The organism is Pseudomonas sp. W2Oct36, from assembly GCF_041060465.1.
Lineage (GTDB): Bacteria > Pseudomonadota > Gammaproteobacteria > Pseudomonadales > Pseudomonadaceae > Aquipseudomonas > Aquipseudomonas graminis_B.
Genome location: NZ_JAUERW010000037.1, coordinates 1 through 18,022 on the forward strand (window position 1 = coordinate 1; position 18,022 = coordinate 18,022).

The window sequence follows — 18,022 nt, forward strand, 5'->3', positions numbered from 1 at the left end:
GCCCCCCGCCATGGATGGCGGATGGCGGCGGGCCCACGGAGCGGGACCGGAGTGAAGGAACCCTGACGAAGGAAGGGCCAAACCGAGAGCAAGCACCCTTGGTTACTTGGGGTGCCTTTCCAAGTAACTCGCCGAAGGCGAAACCGAGGCCGTTAGGCCGACGCCCTTGATCTTGATCTTAACCCCGTACAAAACCGCATCCCCGGCACCTCGATGAAGCGATGAGCCAACATCGAAACCACCACAACCGCCACCACCACCAGCAACATCAACAGGTTGTCGTTCAGCGCACTGCCCGTACTCAGATACCGCACCAGCGACCCCGGAATCTCCCCCGGTTTGTCCACCAACAGCGGATAACCGCCGAACTTCGCGGCCACCGTCAATCCCGTCGCGACGACGAAAATCACCGCCGCATGGGTCAGGTAAATCGACAGCCACAACCGGCCCAGCGCCGGAAACACCCGCACCTGCAACAGCCGCGACACCGCACCAGCCTCCCAGGCGAACACCAGAATCGCCAGGCAAAACAGCAGCGCCAGCTCAATCGTCATCGGGGCTTGGCCGTCCACCATCAGCCAGCCGATAGTCGCCAAAACCCCCACCTCAAGCACACTGCCCAGCACCACCCCCGGCGCGAAATTCCGCAGCCTCGCGTACAGCCGATACGTCACCGTGCCCGCAAAGAAACAGGCCGCGCCCCACAACACATAGCGCGTCAGCAGGACGGAATCCGCGAACAACCCGACAAACGCCAACCCCCCCAGCAGCGTGAAAATCGCCCGCGCCATCCCCGGCAGCGCGTAGCAGACCAGCCCGAAGATCAGCCACAGGTAAAACGCGACGCTGACCCACCACGACGGATAGTTGAACGACAGCGCATTGAAGCCCGGCCACCAGGCTTGAATCAGCAAAAGGTTTGGAAGGATTTCCCCAGGCGCCCGGTCACCACTGAACGCCGGGAAGTTCAACAACAGCCCGTAGCGCTCCAGCACCAGTTTCAAACACTCGAAACCGATGAAGAACACCAGCACCGCGATATGCAGCGGCATGACCCGCCCGGCGCGGGCAATCATGAAGTCGCCCAGCTGGCGCGGAGTGTTCAGCGTGCCAACGTAGCGCCGGTAAATCAGAAACCCGCTCAGGGCGAAGAACAGGCCGGCGAACTGACTGGCGTTACGGAAAAACGACAGCTCCGTGATGCTTCGCTCGATGTGCGAGTGATGAACAATCAGCGTCAGGGCGCAGAGACCGCGCAGGCTGTCGAGCACGAGGAATCGCTTCATCTTGAGGGTCCTTGTTTCAGATGAGTTAAGCGCGCGGGCACGCGAACAGGCGCCGGCAGGCGTGCAGGGCAGAGAACGTAAGGCTGGGCGAGCAGGAAAGTTACCACCTTCGGCGCTGGGGCTGATGAGTGGCGCAAGCAGTGTGAAGAACAGGAGGTGACGCACCGCAGGCTGGAGGCAGAAGCTAACACTGGTTTAGTGAAAGTTTTGCCAGCGGGCAGCAGTATGCCCGAACCGCAAACCTATCCGGAACGGGCATTTATCAAAATCTGACGACCCAGCAACATTAAATCCCAATATGTGGGATAGCGCGTTATATATTGAGATTTTGGGCGCAACCGGTTTATAGTCCGCCCCGCATTCACTCATTAATAACAATCAGGTGAAGCCATGCAGGCGCAATTGATCGCGCTCGATTGGGGGACGACCTCCCTTCGCGCGTATCGACTCGGCGAACACGGCCGGGTACTGGAACAACGTTCGCTCAGCGCGGGCATCATGCAGTTGCCATCGACGCCTCGCTTGATCGGCGGGCAGCAGGTTTCCGACGGATTCGAACTCGCTTTCGACGAAGCCTGCGGCGACTGGCTCGACGCCGAACCGACGCTGCCGGTGATCGCCTGCGGGATGGTCGGCAGTGCTCAGGGCTGGCGCGAGGCGGTCTATCAGCAGACGCCCGCCAGCGTCGCAGCGCTTAGCTCTGCGTTGGTCACGGTGCGCAGCGTGCGCGGCGTCGACGTTCACATCATTCCCGGCATCCTGCAGCGCTCCGAGCTGCCCAATGTGATGCGCGGCGAAGAGACCCAGGTCCTGGGCATTCTTGACTCGCTGCCCGCCAGCGAAACCGCAAAGCCCCTGTTGATCGGCCTGCCCGGCAGCCACTCGAAGTGGGTGAGGGCGGTGGACGGCCGGATTGAGCATTTCGACACCTTCATGACCGGCGAGGTCTACGCCGCGCTGTCCAGCCACACCATTCTTGGCCGCACGATGCAGCGCAGCGACACCTTCGACGCCGAAGCGTTTGACCGAGGCGTGGCGGTGTCGCGGTCGGCCAACGGTGCGGCAGGTCCGCTGTCGACTATCTTCAGTTGCCGCACCCTCGGCTTGACCGGCGTGCTGTCCGGCTCCGCTCAATCCGATTACCTGTCCGGCCTGTTAATCGGCCACGAAATCGTCGCGCTGGCGCAACTGCTGCGTCAGACCGACGCGCACTTGCCCGCCGTGATCCTGATCGGCAGCGACGCCCTGATCGCACGCTATCAGCGCGCCCTCGATGCCAACGGTTTTCCCCAAGTGACCCTGGCCGAGCAGGCCACCGAGCGTGGCCTCTGGCAGGTGGCGGTGCAGGCCGGTCTGATTCAATCCTCCTCTTCGGCCGCTGCCCGGCCCCTTCATGTAGAGAACTGACATGCTCAAGCAAGCCCTCGTGCAAAACGGTCTGGTCGCAATTCTGCGCGGCCTGCGCCCCGAAGAAGCGCCGGCCATCGGTGATGTCCTGTACACCGCCGGTTTCCGCGTCATCGAAGTGCCGCTCAATTCCCCGCAGCCGTACGACAGCATCCGCCTGCTGCGTCAGAGCCTGCCCGCCGATTGCCTGATCGGTGCGGGCACGGTGCTGACGCCGGAGCAAGTGCGCCAGGTCAAGGAGGCCGGCGGCCAGGTCATCGTCATGCCCCACAGTGACCCCAACGTGCTGCGCGCCGCCAAGGCCGAAGGCCTGTTTCTGTCCCCGGGCGTGGCGACGCCGACCGAAGCCTTCGCCGCGCTGGCTGAAGGTGCCGACGTGCTGAAGATGTTCCCTGCCGAGCAAATGGGCCCGGCGGTGGTCAAGGCCTGGCTGGCGGTGTTGCCGGCCGGCACGGCGCTGATTCCGGTCGGTGGCATCACCCCGGACAACATGAAAGTGTTCCTCGATGCCGGTGTTTCCGGTTTCGGCCTGGGTTCGGGGCTGTTCAAGCCGGGCATGAGCGCCGAGGACGTTGCCAAGAGCGCCAAGGCCTACGTGGACGCCTGGAACCAGCACAAGCCAGCAAACAACCAGTGACCCACCCGCTCGTTGCGCCATCGAGCATGTGTTTTTGAATAAGAGAGACAAGACATGAAAATCACCAAACTCACGACCTACATCGTTCCGCCGCGCTGGTGCTTCCTGAAAGTCGAAACCGACCAGGGCGTCACCGGTTGGGGCGAGCCTGTGGTCGAGGGCCGCGCCCACACCGTGGCTGCAGCGGTTGAGGAACTGTCCGACTATTTGATCGGCAAAGACCCACGCAACATCGAAGACATCTGGACCGTGCTGTATCGCGGCGGCTTCTACCGGGGCGGCGCCATCCACATGAGCGCGCTGGCGGGCATCGATCAGGCGCTGTGGGACATCAAGGGCAAGGCCCTGGGCGTGTCGGTCAGCGACCTGCTTGGCGGCCAGGTGCGCGACAAGATTCGGGTGTACTCGTGGATCGGCGGCGACCGTCCGGCGGACACCGCGCGTGCGGCAAAAGAAGCGGTGGAGCGTGGGTTCACTGCGGTGAAAATGAACGGCACCGAGGAGCTGCAGTTCCTCGACACCTTCGACAAGGTTGATCTGGCCCTGGCCAACGTCGCCGCCGTGCGCGATGCCGTGGGCCCCAATGTCGGCATCGGCGTCGACTTCCACGGTCGTGTGCACAAGCCGATGGCCAAGGTGCTGATGAAAGAGCTGGACCCGTACAAGCTGATGTTCATCGAAGAGCCGGTGCTCAGCGAGAACTACGAAGCGCTGAAGGAACTGGCGCCGTTGACCAGCACGCCGATTGCCCTGGGCGAGCGTTTGTTCTCCCGCTGGGATTTCAAGCGCGTGTTAAGCGAAGGCTATGTCGACATCATCCAGCCGGATGCTTCCCACGCGGGCGGCATCACCGAAACCCGCAAGATCGCCAACATGGCCGAAGCCTATGACGTGGCGCTGGCGCTGCATTGCCCGCTGGGCCCGATCGCGCTGGCGGCGTGCCTGCAACTGGACGCCGTTTGCTACAACGCGTTCATTCAGGAGCAGAGCCTGGGGATTCACTACAACGAAAGCAACGACCTGCTCGACTACATCAAGAACCCCGAAGTCTTCGACTACGACAAGGGCATGGTGAAGATCCCGAACGGGCCGGGCCTGGGCATTGAGATCAACGAAGAGTACGTCAAGGAACGCGCCGCCATCGGCCACCGCTGGCGCAACCCGATCTGGCGCCATGCCGACGGCAGCTTTGCCGAGTGGTGATTGCTCCCCGGGCTTGAGCCCGACTGATCGTTCCCACGCTCCGCGTGGGAATGCATCCCCCGACGCTCGGCGTCGACTGCCGGACGCAGAGCGTCCAGAGCAGTGTTACCACGCAGAGCGTGGGAACAATCAATTTATGACACTCCAGACCTCAGATAACCATAAAAAGAGGCACTTCCCTTGCGCACACAGACCGCAACCCAGGCGCGGGCGACCACCGCCACGCCGACCCGCAAACGCTTTTTCATCATGGTGCTGCTGTTCATCACCGTGGTGATCAACTACCTCGACCGCAGCAACCTGTCCATCGCCGCGCCCGCACTGACCAGCGAGCTGGGCATCGATCCGGTGCACGTCGGGCTGATCTTCTCCGCCTTCGGCTGGACCTACGCCGCCATGCAGCTGCCCGGCGGCTGGCTGGTGGATCGCGTGCCGCCGCGCATCCTTTACACCGTCGCGCTGGCGCTGTGGTCCATCGCGACCATCTTCCTCGGCTTCGTTGGCAGCTTCATCGGCCTGTTCGTCCTGCGCATGGCCGTCGGCGCGCTGGAGGCCCCGGCGTATCCGATCAACAGCCGGGTCGTCACCGCCTGGTTCCCGGAAAAGGAACGTGCCACCGCCGTTGGCTTTTACACCTCCGGCCAATTCGTCGGCCTGGCATTCCTCACCCCTGTGCTCGCGTGGCTGCAGACCCGCTACGGCTGGCACATGGTGTTCGTGGCCACCGGTGGCGTCGGCGTGCTCTGGGCGGCCATCTGGTACATGGTCTATCGCGAACCGCGTGACTTCAAAGGCATCAACCAGGGTGAGATCGACCTGATCAAGGACGGCGGCGGTCTGGTCGACATGCAGACCGATGCCTCGAAACGCAAAAGCGGTTTTAGCTGGCAGGACCTCGGCATCGTGCTGACCAAGCGCAAGCTGTGGGGCATCTACCTGGGTCAGTTCTGCCTGAACTCGACGCTGTGGTTCTTCCTCACCTGGTTCCCGACCTACCTGGTCAAATACCGCGGCATGGACTTCATCAAGTCCGGCCTGCTGGCGTCGCTGCCGTTTCTCGCAGCGTTCGTCGGCGTGCTCTGCTCAGGGTTCTTCTCCGACTGGCTGATCCGTCGCGGTTACACCGTCGGCTTCGCACGCAAGACGCCGATCATCGCCGGCCTGTTGATCTCCACCTCGATCATCGGCGCCAACTACGTCGATTCGACTCCGCTGGTAATTGCGTTCTTGGCGCTGGCGTTTTTCGGCAACGGCCTGGCGTCGATCACCTGGTCGCTGGTCTCAACCCTCGCCCCGGCGCGGCTGTTGGGGCTGACCGGCGGCACGTTCAACCTGATCGGCAACCTGGCGGCGATCGCCACGCCAATCGTGATCGGTTTCCTGGCGTCGGGTGATTCCTTTGCGCCGGCGATCACCTACATCGCCGTTCTCGCGTTGCTCGGGGCGTTGTCCTACATCCTGTTGGTGGGCAAGGTGGAACGCATCGAGTTGTGATGGCCGTGTCGATACGGAATGAGGGACGTCAATCACTTGCGCCGTGACCAACGTTTCCTTGAGAGAGGCGTGGAAGCCGGCTATGCCTTGGCATGACCGGGCTTGAGAGGTTGTCTGCATCAACGAGAGCGACCTTTCGAGCCGGTGCTCAGGCGCCCCATTGGATAGCTGCTGAACCGTTTGGAGGGACAAAATCGACCCTCCAAACGGTTTTTAGTATCGGGCGGGAGCACCCAAGCTGGCGCGGGCTTTCAGGCAGCGCTTGAGGTTAGAACGCCCAATTCAGTGACAGCCCTACACCGTGGGTTTTATCCCGGGCGCCCAGCAGGCCGTTGTAATCCAGGTTGATCCGCGCATCCCGGTTCAAGGCAAGGCTGGCGCGGGCGCCTACGACGGCCGCGTCCCGGTCCATGGACACGCTTTGCACGGCAAAGGTATTCACCCCGCTGGCAAAGGCCAGGTGCTGCTCGGCCGAGGTATCGCTCAGGTTATGCTGCCAGCCCAAGGTGCCTGAGACGTCCAGCTTCTGAGTATCGGTGAGGTTGAACCGGCTACCGGCACGCATGCCCAGCGTGGATAGCACGGTGTCGCGGGTGTCGTCATTACCCTTGAGCGCCGTGGCGCCTCCCTTCTCCGTAAAGCTGTCGCTGTCGAAATGCACATAGGCCAGGTTGGCGAAGGGCTCCAGCGCCAGAGGCTGCAGGTTCAGGCGATAGGCCGCTTCGGTGAACACCTGAGTCGATTGCGCGTCGCGCTTGACCTTCAGGCGGTCGGTCGAGGTGCCCAGTTGCAGGTCTCGCTTGACGTCGATGCGGTGCCAGCTATGGGATGCACCCGCGGTCAGGCGCAACGGCCCTTCCTCGTGGCCCATGTAGGCACCCAGGTGGTAGCTATTGGCCGAGGCGCGGGAATGGGTGTCGTCACCCATGCCTAACGAGGTGTCGCTGTAACCGACCATGGCGCCCAACCGGGTGTGCTCAGCCACCAGGCCGTCCACACCGGCGAGCAGGCCGCCCAGGGATGAGGTTGAACTGGCGCTGTCGCTGCTGCCGGCGTTTTTGCCCCAGGCGCCCAGGCCTTTCACCCACAGATTGTTGTCTTCAACACCCGCCGCAGGCTGGTCATACAGCCCGTCGACGCGCAGGCGATCACCGACGGCATCGCGGACCTGGCGGCTGTCGTTGATCAACTGAGTGGCGATGGCCGGATGCACTTCGCCGGACAACTGGGTGTAGGCACGCCGAGCGGTAGCCGCATCGGGGCTCAACAGCAGCTCTTCGTACACCGCATTACCGGCCCCTAATTGCTCGGCGGCAGCCGCTACGTTGGCCTGATTAGCGGTGTGCGCGGCGCTGGCGAAGCTGTCCGCGTTGCGCTCCAGGGCCAAGGCAACGCCCGTACCGCTGTAGGCCAGGTTGCCATCCAGAAAGGCGTAGTTATCCAGCACCGACCCGAACTGGCCCTGCACGCCGCCCGCCGCTTGCAGCACGTTGAACTGCCGGCCGATCAGGCTGTTGACCTCGCCTGTGGTGAAGCCGGCGCCGTTTTCCAAGGAGAGGGCCATGGTCGCACCGCTCACCGTCGCCTGCCCGCCGGCGATGATGCGGTCGCTGCCAGTGGGCGAAAACTCCACCGCATACACAGCGCCGGGCGCGAGGTTAAGGTCCCCCGCCACCTGTAAGGTGCCCACGGAATTGCCCGGCGCTACCGTACCGCCGCGGTTGGCGGCAAGTGACGCGATCCAGCCGTTGCCGCCCAGTATGCCGGTGTCGTTGACGGTCACCGCCGAGGCCAGCGAACCATTGATCGTCAGGCGCCCTTCATTGACCAGGGTTGGGCCGCTGTAGGTGTTGGCGCCGGTCAGCACCAAGGTGCCGATACCTGTCTTGGTCAAGCCGCCATGCCCGGCTATGTCATTGCTCCACGTGTCCCGCCCGCATTGCGGCCCGCTGCAGACGCGCTGGGTTGGTTTGCCGGCATCGACCACCGCGCCTACCCCCGGCAGGTTGGCCACGAACTGGCTGTCGCCATAGGCGCCACTGATACGAAACTCAGCGGGAATATCCGCCTCGGTGACGAACATGCTCGGGCCGTTGACGGCCTTGCCCAGGTTGATCATGCCCCAGCCATAGAGCGCGTCCACGCCAGGCGCGCCGAGGTCGGTGGCGGTGGTTTTCAACACGTCGGCCACCTGGGCGCCGGTCATGTAGGGGAAGCGCTCCATCAGTACCGCCATGCTGCCCGCCACATGGGGCGCGGCCATGGAGGTACCGTTTTTGTTGGCCCAGCCCACGGTCAGGTCTTGCAAGCTGGTGCCGTTAAGCACGGAGCTGTAGATGCGCGTACCTGGCGCCGACACGCAGAAGCTGGCTGTGTAGCCGCAGCGAGAGGAAAAGGTGCTCAGAAGGTAAGGCGTGGCGCCGGCGGCCGTGGCGTTCGGGTTTTGCTGCAGGGCAGCAACCGTCAGCCAGTTGGGCGCGATCTCTGGCACGAAATACCCGAGCCCGGCCATGGCGTCCGGGTTGTTCAGGTTGTAGTCGTTGCCGGCGGCGAAAATGGTGACCACGCCGCTGCGCGCGGCATCGATGGCGCCCTGGTAAGCGCCCCCTGGGCGAGTGCCGAGGATCTGTTGGATCTGATTGAACTGCAGCTGCGCATCCTGCACGGTAAAGTGCGCAAAGGCCGGATCGCGACCGCCTTGGTCAAAGCGGTCGGTAATGCCAATGCCCCAGCTGTTATTGATGATGCGCGCGCCACTGCTGACCAATGCATTCCAGCCCGCCTGGTAAACCGCGCCGTCGTTGCCCAGCACAATGCCGTCTTCCGGGCCTGGGTCGCCGTTGTCGGCGCTGATGATCTGGGCGTTGAAGGCCACGCCGTGCATGGGCCCGCCGTCACGGTTGCCGCCCGCGATGCCGCCTACGTGGGTGCCATGGTTACCCAGCCGGCCGTTGGAGTCAGGGGTAGGGGTGCCATCGTAACGAAAGGCGTCGCCGGCCTTTACCGGGATATAGGGGTCGGTGTACTCGCGAATGCCACTGGTGACCAGGTTGATCACTTTATCCGGGCTGGCGAATTCCGGGTGCGGTGCGTACACCGGCTGATCGAAAATTCCCAGCTTCACGCCCTTGCCGGTGTAGCCGGCGGCGTAGGCCTGGTCCGCGTTGATCGCGCCCAGCCCCCATTGGGCCGTGAACTCCGGGCTGCGCCAACTGGCGACATTCCCGGCCTGGCCGGCTTCTACGTAAGGCGCAGCCTGGGCTGCACCGAGGGTGGCCAGGTAGCAGGCCAGAGCGCCGCAAGAAACGCGATTGGCTTGCCGAATAGCGTGCCGAATGGAGCTGACAGCAAGCTGTCGAGTGGTGGATGGCTTTTTCATAAATACAACTGTCCTTAGTTAGCGCACACAAAACCCCGCGCGAATGCCGTCTTGGTATCCGCGTCGTTCTTTTTCCAACAATGGGTAGGTTGAAACATTCAGCTTCAGGAAAGCGGCGGGCGAAGGCCTGGCTCGCCCTGCCGCTTTGCGTTTAGAACTGCCAGTTAAGGCTCAAGCCAATGCCGTGGCTTTTTTCACGGCTGGCCAGTTGGCCGTTGTAGTCCAGGCTAACGCTGGCCTCACGGCTCAGCGCCATGCGGGCATGGGCACCCACCAGGGCCGCGTCACGCACCAAGGGCGAGCTTTCGATACCAAAGCTGCTGCCACCTGCCGCAAAGGCCATGTGCTGCTCTGAATCGGTATCGCTCAGGTTGTGCTGCCAGCCCAGGCTGCCGGAGAGGTCGAGCTTCTGATGATCATTGATTGCGACGGTTTTAAGCGCCCGTACGCCCAGCGTACCGAGCACGGCTTCACGGGTGTCGCTGCCGGAGGCAAGCGCTGCGGCATCTCCCTTCTCGCTGAAGCGATCAGTGCCAAGGTGTACATAGGCCAGGTTGGCGAAGGGCTCAAGCACTGCGGGCTGCAACTGAATACGGTATGCCGCTTCGGTGAACACCTGTGCGGTTTGCGCATCGTGCTTGGTTTTCTCCCGCCCGCTGGCGCCGCCGACCTGTACATCGCGCTTGCCATCGATCCGGTGCCAGCTGTAGGCACCGCCGAGGGTCAAGCGCCAGGCGCCGATCTCATGACCCAGGTAGGCGCCCAGATGGTAGCTGTCTACCGATGCACGGGAATGGGTGCCCGAGCCCATGTTGACCGAGCTGTCGCTGTAACCGCCTACCAAGCCAAGGCGCGTGTCGTCACCTACGTCGCCGTCGACACCCGCCAGCACGCCGCTAATCGATGAGGTATAGCCAGCCGTATCGCTACGGGAATCCGTTTTGCCCCACGCACCCAAGGCCTTGAACCACACATTGTCTTGCGCTGCCGTATTGGCATCGGCACCGAACACGCTGGCGCCCAGGCGCTCGCCCACGGCATCACGCACATAGCGGCTGTCGTTGATCAACTGGGTGGCGACTGCCGGGTAGATCTCACCCGACAGCTGCTGGAAACTCTCCCGGGCCGAGGCGGCGCTTGGCGCGAGCAGCAGGTTTTCATACACCGCGTTGCCCGCACCCAATTGCTCGGCCGCCGAGGCCACAGCTGCCTGGTTAGGGGTTTGCGCCACGCTGTCGAAAGCCGCCGTGCGCTCGATATTCAGGGCAACGCCGTTAGCGGCGTAGTCCAGCCGGCCGCCGAGGAAAGCGTAGTGGGAGGTGACCGCAGCGAACTGCCCGTTCACACCGTTGGCGGCTTGCAACACGTTGTACTGGCGGCCAACCAGGGTTTGGCCAGGCGTGGCATTCAAGGCCAGCGGCGTTGGGTCCAGGGCCAAGGTCATGTTGGCCCCCGACACCGTGGCACTGCCGGTGGCCACAATGCGGTCACTGGCCGTTGGCGAAAGCTCTACCGCGTAGGTTGAGCCCGGCGCGAAGGTTACGTCACCGTTCACCTGCAGGGTGCCGATGGAGTTCCCCGGCGCCACCTGCCCGCCGCTCAACGCGGTGAGGTTACCGACCTGGCCATTGCCGCCCAAGGTGCCCCCCGCATTGACCTGCACAGCGGACGCCAGGGAGCCATTAACCGACAGCACACCCCCGTTGACCTGGGTATCGCCGCGATAAGTATTGTTCCCTTCAAGAATCAGCCGGCCCGCGCCGGACTTGATCAGGCTGCCCTGGTACTGGCGCTGAGCCGCGGCCGCAGCACGGGCCGTGCCCACGGCGTAGTCGGTCTGGTCCTGTTGGCTGGCGGTGCTGGCCACGCCGTTCTGCCAACCTCTGCTGACCAGGGTTTGCTGCCAGGCGGCCTGTTCGGCAGTGTCCTCGGCCTGACGCTGGATCAACGCCTGATCAGAAATATTGTTACTCCAGACATCGGTTTGGCCGGCGCCCAAGGTGGCATCGAAGGTGCCCAGCAACTGGCCCGGGCCGCGCATGGCCCGCTCCAGGTTGGCTACACCCCAGCCCACAGCGCCATTGGGCGCCTGGGTGACCGAACCATCGAGCTGGGTCGCGGTGGTGAGCAGCACCTGCAAGGCCTGCTCGTTGTTCATGTAAGGGTAGCGCTCCATCACCAGCGCCAATGCGCCCGTGGCATGGGGCGCGGCCATGGACGTACCGGACTTGAGCGCATAGCCGCCGCCAGGCACGGTGCTGTTGATCAGCCTCCCGGGCGTGGTGATGCACCAGTATTTGGCAATGCCGCACTGGTTGTAGCGCTGGGCATTGGCGCTATCCAGGCCAGACACCGCCAGCCAGTGGCCTTCCAGGTCCGGCTCGAAATACGGCAGCGCAGACCGCACACTGGCGTTGGCATAGCCAGTATTGCCAGCACTGAAGACGTTGATCACGCCCTTGCGCGAGACGTTAGCCGCTTCATCCAGCCAGGTGCCCCGGTTGTAATGCTGGGCATAGGCAGCCTGTACGCCTTTCAACGTCGCGTAGGTCACATCCGGCGGCTGGCTACCCCAACTGTTGTTAATCGCCCGCACACCGGCATCGGCCAGCGCGCCATAGGCCGCCTTGAAGTACTGCGGATCCGGGCTCGGGCCAAACAGGAAGCTATCGCTCTGGTTGGTGTTGGCCACATAGATTTGCGCGTTGTACGCCACGCCATGCATGCCGACGCCATCACGGGCCGCGCCCATGGTCCCGGTCACGTGCGTGCCGTGGGTGTCGTTATTGGGGTTGATGGCACCCGTGATGCTAAAGGGCGAACCATCTACATAGGTGCCGTTGGCGGTTACCGCATGGTAGCGGGATGGGCTGGCTTCGGGATGAGAGGGGTCGAAACCTGAGTCCATCGCGCCGATTTTTACGCCGGCGCCGGTGATACCGGCGGCATAAGCCTGGTCAGCCTGGATACGGCCCAATCCCCAGTCGCTCTTGAATTCTTCCGAGTGCCAACTGGCCGCGTCGCCTAACTTCCCCTGTTCTGCATAGTCGGCATAAGCCGAGCAGCCAAAGGTAAAAGACAACGCGCAAAGTGCGGTAGTGGTTGCGGGTTTAACGGAATAACGGACAGCATTCGACGGCTTGAACCTTCGCATCCCTGCACACCTTTTTTATTTGTTAGCTCCCTAGTGAGCGCCGTAAGAAAATAGTCCGCTGCGCAGGGAATGGCAACTTATTTGTTTCAAATTTGATACAAAGCCAACAGTAACTAAGCAGGCAGGTAATAAGGCACAAGGCGTTGTGATGAGGCATCTAGACGGAGCAGGCACAATTACGGTGCATTGCGAGATAGTGGCCTTTTAGTTCCATTGTCGAAAATCCAGCGCGTTTTTTAGTTAATCTAGCGTTGGCGTATTGGCGGCTTCGCTCAGTCACGAGAGCCAGGCAGGGAGGGTAGAAAAGAGGTATTCAAATAATGAATAGTCAAACCCTAGCCTAGCCATTACTTAGCCATGCCACAACATCATCCTTGGCCAGCGTCTCGCTGTTGAGCAAGCGGCAGCCGCGCAGCCGTGGTAGTTGAGAAGGTCATGCCGGGTGCCCAAAACAGTGGGGCGCTTTGAAGTGATCATTATCGCTACAAGTGGGGGTAGCCTTTATATTTTGGCGCGTCATGGCCCAGTAACTTGGGGTCAGAGAACCTCGGGGCGCCTGAGACTTCTGGCTGCTGGTTTGCTCCGATTATTTGCGTTATGAGCAGTAATGGGTTTTAAACGCACAAGCGCGAAGGGTCTGCCGGCGCAATGATTTTATACTGGCGCAACTTTTCGTAGTGCTGGCCACGGCAAGCCATACTTCGTAAGCGGCCGGCGAATGCACCGCAAGTGAATGGCAAAGACACACTGGATTAGGCGGTACTGCCCAATTTTCTTGTTGATCGAGCAATCTTGTGGCACGCCACAATCCACTTGATGACTCCGCCGTCGCCGTTCCTCAAGTATTGGCCGCATTGTAGGAAGGAGTATAACGACGGCTTGCGATAATGCTGGCATGGGGAAAGGCTCGTAGAGCAGATCTATGGATACTGTCGGGAAGCAATAGATCTCGCGTCTAGCAAAACAGCCTGTTCAGTAATCCTTCAATGGGGGTTCCTTCGTATCCAGACCGTAATTCTTCGAGCTTCAGGACCCTACGCTCCCCGCCAAGCAGGCTGAGCCCGTGGAGCTCATTCAAGAGCTTCTGAGACGCTTCGACCTCAGGCTGCAGTGCAAGCCAGGCAGTATTCGCCCGAGCCGCCAAATCTTCAGCCTTACGACTCAGGCGTTGGGATTCGATGAGCGTGCTCGCACTCAACATGCTGTTGAGTTCTGCCTGCGTGCGCTCTAGATCGTTAAGCAACTCCGTGAAAACTTCAGCTTGGTCAAGCGCCACGGAAAGACCGTCGACATAGAGGGTGTCGTCCTGCACGCAGTAAATCCCCAACGGCCCGTCACCGCCTCCGGTGCAATCCAGCGCGAGCACGTTCCCGAGGCGTAACGGCTCTGGAATCCACGTGTGACCCGTGCAAACACGCCAAACGCCGGCGACGCCTTGACGGTAATGCTTTTTGATCCGCTCTCGCCCCCAGAGGGCTATTTCTTCGACTTGCGCGTTGTCGATATCGTTGACGAACCCCTGCCAGGACAAGCCTCTCGGTACATCCCCATGTACAACGCCCACGACCCCACGGGGTGATTCGATCTCGATGAGGGTAGGGAGGGTCTCAAGCTTGACGATGATCATCTCTTTCGACTCATCGGCGACGGTTGCCCACCAACCAGCCCCATGAGAGACATAACGAGCGTCCGGGTTTTCACGGTAAGCCCGAATCAGCATCTGTTCATGGTTACCCATTACGGTGAAAAACCACGGCTCGCCCAAAAGCTTGAGCCCGTCGAGCACGCCCGGGCCGCGATCAATGAGGTCGCCGACGCCGATGACTCGGTCAGTCTGGCTGTCAAAGCCGAGTTTGCGCAGGCCTTTATACAAGTCGGTGGTTTTGAAGTGAATGTCACCTACGACAAAGTCACGGCCATGGTGATTTTGCGAAAGTCTCAGAACTTTTTGCCTCATGCCTGCGGAATCCTTCGCCATCGAAACGGCTTAATTATCTGCCCTCAGACGCGTGCTACCAAGGTGAATCTTGGGGAGAATGCGGTGGTCTTCGAGCGTGCGTACGGCGCGTTGTCCTACATCCTGTTGGTGGGCAAGGTCGAACGCATCGAGTGGGTATGACCCTGCGCCGACGCCGAGCAAATTCTGCACAGCGCTGGCAGGCTTCAAGGCTGGCGACGATAATGGCGCCGGTTTTCTGATTCGATAAGGCGCGCCATGCAAGATGCATCCGACACCGCCGTCACTGGCAAAGACCCTGCACCCACCGGTACGCAAACGCTGATTCGCGGCCTGGGCGTGATTCAGGCGGTCGCCAGCGGCGCTCGCGACCTCAAGGAAATCGCCCGGTTGATCGGCACCACCCGCAGCACCACCCACCGGCTCGCCAGTTGTCTGGTGGAGGAGCGCTACCTGCGGGTGTTGCCGCAGGTGGGGTATGTGCTCGGGCCGAGATTGATCGAGCTGGGGTTTCAGGCCCGGGAAGAAGTGCCGCTGCTGGTGCTGGCCAGACCCTTTCTCGACGAACTTTCGGCACTCACCGGGGACACCGTGCACCTGGCCATGCGCGATGGCGACGAGGTCTTTTACCTGCATAAAAATCCCGGGCGCAATGGCCCGGAGATGCGATCGCGGGTGGGCCATCGCATGCCGCTGGCGCGCACCGGCATCGGCAAGGCATTGCTGCTGGACAGCCCGGTAAGCGAATGGCGACGGCTGTACGAAATCAGTGTGCCGACCACCGGCAAGAACCCGTTGTGGCCGGCCCATGAAGAACAGACCTGGGAGCAGGTGCAGGCGCGCATGCACGAGTACGTACAGGGCGGCTATGCGTTCGATCTGGAAGACAACGAACCGTCGATCCGCTGTGTGGCGGCACCGGTGCGTGATGCCAGCAAGCAGATTGTCGCCGGCATCAGCATCGCCAGCACCGTGCCGTACATGCCGCTGGAAAAGATGGCCGACCTGGTGCCGGTGATCAAGGACGCGGCGGCAAGGTTGTCGGCGGAACTGGGCGGCTAGCGTTTCGCCCCGCATTGCGCGGGGCGAACCGGTGGATCAGGCCTTCAACGTGGCCATATCAATCACGAAACGGTACTTCACATCGCCCGCGATCATGCGGCTGTACGCTTCGTTGATGTTCTTGATGTCGAGCATCTCGATGTCACAGGTGATGCCGTGCTCGGCGCAGAAATCCAGGACTTCCTGGGTCTCGGCAATGCCGCCAATCAGTGAGCCCGCCAGCACGCGGCGCTTCATCACCAGGTTGGCCGCATGCAGCGCCGGGTCGACGGGTTCGATCAGGCCGACGAGAATGTGCACGCCGTCAAAACTCAGGGTTTCCAGATAGGGGTTCAAATCGTGCTGCACCGGAATGGTGTCCAGCAGGAAGTCGAAGTGACCGGCAGCGGCTTTCATCTGCTCGGCATCGGTCGAGACGATGACGTGATCGGCGCCCTGGCGACGACCTTCTTCGGCCTTGCTCGCCGAACGGGTGAACAGCGTCACTTCCGCGCCCATGGCCTTGGCGAACTTGATGCCCATGTGGCCCAGACCGCCCATGCCCAGTACGCCCACTTTGTCGCCGGCCTTGACGCCGTAATGCTTGAGTGGCGAGTAGGTGGTGATGCCGGCACACAGGATGGGCGCCGCGGCGGCCAGGTCGAGTTTCTCCGGGATACGCACGACGAAGTGCTCGCTGACCACGATGCTGTTGGAGTAGCCGCCCATGGTGTTGCTGCCGTCAACGCGGTCGGGGGTGGCGTAGGTCATGGTCGGGCCTTCGAGGCAATACTGCTCGAGGTCCTGCGCGCAGGCTTCACACTGACGGCAGGAGTCGACCATGCAACCGACGCCGACCAGATCGCCGACTTTGTGCTTGCTGACATTGGCGCCGACTTCGGTGACTTTGCCGACGATCTCGTGGCCCGGCATCAGCGGGTACACGGCGATGCCCCACTCGTTGCGCGCCTGGTGAATATCGGAGTGGCAGACGCCGCAGTACAGAATCTCGATGGCCACGTCGTCCGGCCGCGGGCTGCGGCGGCTGAACGTCATGGGGGCGAGGGGGGCGGTGGCGGACTGGGCGGCGTAACCGATGGCTGTGTACATGAAGAACCTCGCAGAAACGATGACGGTTGAGGCGGTGCATTGTCCCCAGGCAGGGCATTGCCGGCCATGGTCATTCCTCCGCCTGTCATGCCTGATCCTCCGGATTTCAGGAATCGAATAGGGCGTCACGCCGCTGATCTGCGATGATGGCGGTGTCAAATCCTCCGTACGGCTGCCCATGTCTCCTCTTTCCCATTCCGATGCCAACGCCGAGTTGGTCGCCCTCATCAAACCGCTGGCGTCGCGCCCGGGTTTCGTCGACACCCGCGTCTCGGGTGTGCAGGCGATGTCCTGGGATTACTACGTCGCCAGCAGCCCGCAGATCTATGAACCGAGTCTGGTGATCATTGCCCAGGGCAGCAAGCTCGCGCGCCTGGGCCCGCGAACGCTGGAATACGGCGCCGGTCATTATCTGGTGCAGGCGTTGTCGGTGCCGTTCATGTGCGAAACCTTCGCCACGGCCGAGGCGCCGATGTATGGCGTCGCCGTGTCAATCGATCGCGCGCTGCTGGGCGAGCTGGTGCATGCCATGGGCGAGGCGCCGAACGTCAAGGTCAAGGCGCAGACGCCGGAATCCATGACCTCCGCCGAGCTGGATGCGCCGATGCGTGAGAGTGTCGAGCGGCTATTGCGCTGCCTGCACGATCCGCTGGACGCACAAGTGATGGGCCAGGCGCGGGTCAGGGAGGTGGTGTATGCCGCGTTGCGCGGTCCCCAGGCCGGGGTGCTGCGGGCATTGGTCGAGCAGACCGGCCACTTCGCGCGCATTGCCGCGTCGCTGCAGCATCTGCGCGACCACTATGATCAGGCCTTGAGTGTCGAGGATCTGGCGCGCTGCGCCAACATGAGCGCCTCGACCTTCCATGAGCATTTCAAGCGCAGCACGCTGCTGTCACCCGTTCAGTACTTGAAGCGCGTGCGGCTGCTCAAGGCTCAACAGATGCTCATCGGCGAAGGCATGGGGGTGGCGCAGGTCGCGCACAAGGTCGGGTATCAGAGCACGTCGCAGTTCAGTCGCGAGTACAAGCGCTACTTCGAACGCAATCCGGGGGAAGAGGGCGAGCGGCTGAAGACATCAGCGTGAGGGGTGACGCTGAACCTCAAGAGCTTCCCGGCTAAAGCCGGTCCTACGAAGGTTGCGCGGTGTCTTAGTGGGACCGGCTTCAGCCGGGAAGTGGCCAGTGTGCGCACCATCAATTTTGCGCGATGGCCGCTGACGCCTTCCCGGCTAAAGCCGGTCCTACGAAGGTTACGCGGTGTCTATGTGGGACCGGCTTCAGCCGGGAAGAGGCCAGTGTGCGCACCATCAATTTTGCGCGATGGCCGCTGACGCCTTCCCGGCTAAAGCCGGTCC

Annotated in this window: 11 protein-coding genes; 6 read left to right on the forward strand and 5 right to left on the reverse strand. The window is 62.2% G+C overall.

All coding sequences use genetic code 11. The annotated features are described in order from the left end of the window. Nucleotides 1-152 precede the first annotated feature (152 nt). On the reverse strand, nucleotides 153-1,286 hold the full coding sequence (locus QWI18_RS25380) for an acyltransferase (RefSeq protein WP_192134169.1): 1,134 nt from the start codon (nucleotides 1,284-1,286) through the stop codon (nucleotides 153-155). A gap of 390 nt (nucleotides 1,287-1,676) precedes the next feature. Between QWI18_RS25380 and QWI18_RS25385 the strand changes: the two genes are divergently transcribed. The 4 genes from QWI18_RS25385 to QWI18_RS25400 all read left to right on the forward strand — a co-directional run bounded on the left by QWI18_RS25385 (nucleotide 1,677) and on the right by QWI18_RS25400 (nucleotide 6,027). Then, nucleotides 1,677-2,693 carry a 2-dehydro-3-deoxygalactonokinase gene (locus QWI18_RS25385; RefSeq protein WP_369320157.1) on the forward strand — a complete coding sequence of 339 codons (1,017 nt, stop codon included), beginning with the start codon at nucleotides 1,677-1,679 and terminating at the stop codon, nucleotides 2,691-2,693. Nucleotide 2,694: 1 nt separating this feature from the next. Then, nucleotides 2,695-3,330, forward strand: coding sequence for a 2-dehydro-3-deoxy-6-phosphogalactonate aldolase (locus QWI18_RS25390; protein ID WP_369320158.1), 636 nt, complete (start codon nucleotides 2,695-2,697; stop codon nucleotides 3,328-3,330). A gap of 54 nt (nucleotides 3,331-3,384) precedes the next feature. Further along, a complete protein-coding gene (gene dgoD, locus QWI18_RS25395) occupies nucleotides 3,385-4,533 on the forward strand; it encodes a galactonate dehydratase (RefSeq protein WP_065986272.1) in 1,149 nt (382 codons plus the stop codon). 249 nt (nucleotides 4,534-4,782) lie between these two features. After that, nucleotides 4,783-6,027 (forward strand): MFS transporter, encoded by a 1,245-nt coding sequence (locus tag QWI18_RS25400; RefSeq protein WP_241072767.1) that lies wholly within the window; start codon nucleotides 4,783-4,785, stop codon nucleotides 6,025-6,027. 268 nt (nucleotides 6,028-6,295) lie between these two features. Here the strand turns inward: QWI18_RS25400 and QWI18_RS25405 are convergent, their stop codons facing one another. The 3 genes from QWI18_RS25405 to QWI18_RS25415 all read right to left on the reverse strand — a co-directional run bounded on the left by QWI18_RS25405 (nucleotide 6,296) and on the right by QWI18_RS25415 (nucleotide 14,517). After that, entirely contained in the window at nucleotides 6,296-9,406 is a 3,111-nt protein-coding gene (locus QWI18_RS25405; RefSeq protein WP_369320159.1) for an autotransporter domain-containing protein, read from the reverse strand. A gap of 151 nt (nucleotides 9,407-9,557) precedes the next feature. Next, nucleotides 9,558-12,560 (reverse strand): autotransporter domain-containing protein, encoded by a 3,003-nt coding sequence (locus tag QWI18_RS25410; protein WP_369320160.1) that lies wholly within the window; start codon nucleotides 12,558-12,560, stop codon nucleotides 9,558-9,560. Between the two features lie 955 nt (nucleotides 12,561-13,515). After that, complete coding sequence (locus QWI18_RS25415) at nucleotides 13,516-14,517, reverse strand: metallophosphoesterase (RefSeq protein ID WP_192134326.1); 1,002 nt, start codon at nucleotides 14,515-14,517, stop codon at nucleotides 13,516-13,518. Nucleotides 14,518-14,775: 258 nt separating this feature from the next. Between QWI18_RS25415 and QWI18_RS25420 the strand changes: the two genes are divergently transcribed. Next, the gene (locus tag QWI18_RS25420; protein ID WP_369320161.1) at nucleotides 14,776-15,579 is read left to right on the forward strand and encodes an IclR family transcriptional regulator; all 804 of its coding nucleotides are present in this window, start codon (nucleotides 14,776-14,778) and stop codon (nucleotides 15,577-15,579) included. A 36-nt stretch (nucleotides 15,580-15,615) separates the two neighbouring features. Here the strand turns inward: QWI18_RS25420 and QWI18_RS25425 are convergent, their stop codons facing one another. Then, a complete protein-coding gene (locus tag QWI18_RS25425; protein ID WP_065986280.1) occupies nucleotides 15,616-16,668 on the reverse strand; it encodes an NAD(P)-dependent alcohol dehydrogenase in 1,053 nt (350 codons plus the stop codon). Between the two features lie 178 nt (nucleotides 16,669-16,846). On the opposite strand from QWI18_RS25425, the gene QWI18_RS25430 reads away from it, so the two are divergent. Next, nucleotides 16,847-17,752 carry an AraC family transcriptional regulator gene (locus tag QWI18_RS25430; protein ID WP_296313520.1) on the forward strand — a complete coding sequence of 302 codons (906 nt, stop codon included), beginning with the start codon at nucleotides 16,847-16,849 and terminating at the stop codon, nucleotides 17,750-17,752. The last annotated feature ends 270 nt before the right edge of the window (nucleotides 17,753-18,022 follow it).

Excerpts from the sequence above, each read along its gene's own strand:
- QWI18_RS25380 (WP_192134169.1), bottom strand. The coding sequence starts at position 1,286 with ATGAAGCGATTCCTCGTGCTCGACAGCCTGCGCGGTCTCTGCGCCCTG.
- QWI18_RS25385 (WP_369320157.1), top strand. The coding sequence starts at position 1,677 with ATGCAGGCGCAATTGATCGCGCTCGATTGGGGGACGACCTCCCTTCGC.
- QWI18_RS25390 (WP_369320158.1), top strand. The coding sequence starts at position 2,695 with ATGCTCAAGCAAGCCCTCGTGCAAAACGGTCTGGTCGCAATTCTGCGC.
- dgoD (WP_065986272.1), top strand. The coding sequence starts at position 3,385 with ATGAAAATCACCAAACTCACGACCTACATCGTTCCGCCGCGCTGGTGC.
- QWI18_RS25400 (WP_241072767.1), top strand. The coding sequence starts at position 4,783 with ATGGTGCTGCTGTTCATCACCGTGGTGATCAACTACCTCGACCGCAGC.
- QWI18_RS25405 (WP_369320159.1), bottom strand. The coding sequence starts at position 9,406 with ATGAAAAAGCCATCCACCACTCGACAGCTTGCTGTCAGCTCCATTCGG.
- QWI18_RS25410 (WP_369320160.1), bottom strand. The coding sequence starts at position 12,560 with ATGCGAAGGTTCAAGCCGTCGAATGCTGTCCGTTATTCCGTTAAACCC.
- QWI18_RS25415 (WP_192134326.1), bottom strand. The coding sequence starts at position 14,517 with ATGAGGCAAAAAGTTCTGAGACTTTCGCAAAATCACCATGGCCGTGAC.
- QWI18_RS25420 (WP_369320161.1), top strand. The coding sequence starts at position 14,776 with ATGCAAGATGCATCCGACACCGCCGTCACTGGCAAAGACCCTGCACCC.
- QWI18_RS25425 (WP_065986280.1), bottom strand. The coding sequence starts at position 16,668 with ATGTACACAGCCATCGGTTACGCCGCCCAGTCCGCCACCGCCCCCCTC.
- QWI18_RS25430 (WP_296313520.1), top strand. The coding sequence starts at position 16,847 with ATGTCTCCTCTTTCCCATTCCGATGCCAACGCCGAGTTGGTCGCCCTC.